Here is a 2,608-nt window from a genome sequence, read left to right on the forward strand (position 1 = left end):
TACTGAATTTAGTCAATAAGCGCCAAATTGGCTTAATCGATTTGGCACTCTTAAGTCTTAAAAGTAAATAAGATTAATCAATACTTAAGCATTCAGCAGTCAGCCGTCAGCAGTCAGCTTATTTTATTCAAAAGCACCTCAAGTAGCACCATCTGTAGCGCATAAACACCTCAAGTAGCGTCGCCTACGGCCAATGGCTGATAGCTGATACGCGACACGCTGATAGCTAATAGCTGATAGCTAATAGCTGACATCAATACTAGCCTCAGGAACGCTACCTAGAGTTATTTGGTAATGGGCTAGGGTTTATAAACGAGTTGTGAACATCCAGAAACCCAAAATAATAGTTATTGTTGGCATCCTGCCTCCGTGATAGTTCACAACCTATTTATAATAGCTATAGGTAATGGGTAATAACCTATGAACTGAGGGATAGCATAAAAACGGTAATTATAACATAAATTATAGGGATTAGACTAATGGTATTAGGTCTTAGGTATAAGCAAAGCAGTTGACAGCCTCCGTGTTTGAGCCGGGGCTAGCAAACGATAGTCTTAATCCTATTGCCTAAAACCTAGAGGCTATAACCTAAATTAGAATAACCATGGCAGACAACCCGATTATCTCCACAGCCAAAGAGAGCCAAGGCTTTTCCCTAACTATTTATAACCAAAACTTTGCCGTAGTCCGGGAACAGCGCCAGCTTTCTCTGAAGCAGGGTACAAACTTAGTACGCTACGAGGATGTGGCAGCACAAATCGACCCGACTTCAATTAGTTTCAAATCCGTGACTGCACCTAATAGTGTGATGGTGCGTGAACAAAACTACCAGTATGATTTACTGAATCCAACAACCATCTTGAATAAATCAGTTGGCAAGACTATCCGCTTCAGACGAGTCAACCCAGATGGACAGATAGAGATACTCGAAGGTACGCTGCTGAATCCTCCTGAAGTGACGGTGGCTAGCCAAAATTCTTATCGAGGTAGCAATCAGTCACAAAAACTAGCTATCCGTTTGCCTAATGGAAATGTTGTGCTAAATCCCTCCGGTGAAATGGAGCTGAATGAAATGCCAGAGGGATTAGTCTCTCGTCCTTCTCTGCTGTGGAAACTTGAGGTAAGTGAAACAGGAGACCATGCTACGGAAGTTTCCTATATTGCTAATAGCATTACCTGGAAAGTTGATTATGTAGCAGTTGTTAGTGACGATGAGAGCAAGGTAGATATCACCGGCTGGGTAACGTTGGACAATCGCAGCGGTGCTACCTATGAAAACAGTCAGTTGCAGTTAATCGCTGGGGATGTTCGTCGGGTGGAAGAATATGAACAAGCACAAGTGATGATGTTAAAATCTGTCAAGGCACGATCTGCCCAGCCTCAGTTTGAAGAAGAAACGTTTTTTGAGTATCATCTCTACACCTTGGATGGCACAACTACTGTACAAAATAATGAAACCAAACAGATGACATTACTTTCTGCAGCAGAGGTACAGGTAAACCGTAAACTGATATTTGATAGTAGCAAACAGTGGTATTATAGTCGTATAAATCCTCCAGGGCAAGGAGAGGACAGCCACCAGGATAAAGTTAATGTTATCCTAGAGTTGGCTAATACTAAAACTAATAATATGGGGATGCCTTTGCCTAAGGGAAAGGTAAGAGTTTATAAAGCTGATCGGCGCGGTAACTTACAGTTTTTAGGTGAAGACTTAATTGATCATACACCAAGGGATGAGGTGGTCGGTTTATATATTGGTGACTCCTTTGATGTAGTAGGCGATCGCAAACGCACGGCTCACAAACAAATCTCTAACAGGGTGACAGAAGACAGCGTTGAGATTTCCATCCGCAATCGCAAAGAAGACCAAGCACAAGTATGGGTTGTGGAACGATTTAGTGGTGACTGGAAAATTTTAAAAACCAGCCATAGTTACAATCAACTAGATGCAAAAACAGTAGAGTTTCCGATTAGTATCAACCCCGGTGAAGAAGTTAAAATAACCTATAGCGTGATGATCAAATACTAGTGCCCCTCGCACTATATTATTTCAAAGGTTGGTGGGCATTGCTCAGGTGAATTCGGGCAGGGTTGGGAGTTGGTTTCAAGCAATGCCCACCCTACCAAATGCGATCTGCGCTTGGTGGGCATTGCTTATGTGAATTCGGGCAGGTAGGGGAGATGGGAAACAGGCAATGCCCACCCTACCAAATGCTGCTAATGTATGTCATTGAAGGATTGGAAGTTTGAAATAACCAATGCCCACCCTACTAAATGCTTCTATAACTATAGCAATAAAAAAAATCGGTCAAGCTCTGGTTAACTCCAATGCTTGACCGAATTCTATGGTATAAGCTTCCAATACAGCTGAGCTGCACTCAAATCTAGATAACTCTTGATCAATTAGTAGATTCTGATCGAGTTAGCTATCAGCTATCAGCTATCAGCTATCAGTTATCAGTTATCAGCCAAAGGCTTGTGGCCAAGGCTGACCGCTGACCGCTGACCGCTGACCGCACCTCAAGTAGCGTGCGCGTAGCGCATATGCTGACCACAAAACAACTTTCACTATTCATTGTTGCCAGGGTTTTACGCCCTGGCGACAATA

General features: G+C 42.8%; 1 protein-coding gene. It reads left to right on the forward strand.

The window, feature by feature from the left end:
• Nucleotides 1-604 precede the first annotated feature (604 nt).
• Nucleotides 605-2,029 carry a DUF4139 domain-containing protein gene (locus F6K20_RS33465; protein WP_071105184.1) on the forward strand — a complete coding sequence of 475 codons (1,425 nt, stop codon included), beginning with the start codon at nt 605-607 and terminating at the stop codon, nt 2,027-2,029.
• Nucleotides 2,030-2,608 lie beyond the last annotated feature (579 nt).

Source organism: Moorena sp. SIO2C4, from assembly GCF_010672485.1.
Classification (GTDB): Bacteria; Cyanobacteriota; Cyanobacteriia; order Cyanobacteriales; family Coleofasciculaceae; genus Moorena; species Moorena producens.

Coding starts and splice junctions, on each gene's coding strand:
- F6K20_RS33465 (WP_071105184.1), top strand. CDS start 605: ATGGCAGACAACCCGATTATCTCCACAGCCAAAGAGAGCCAAGGCTTT.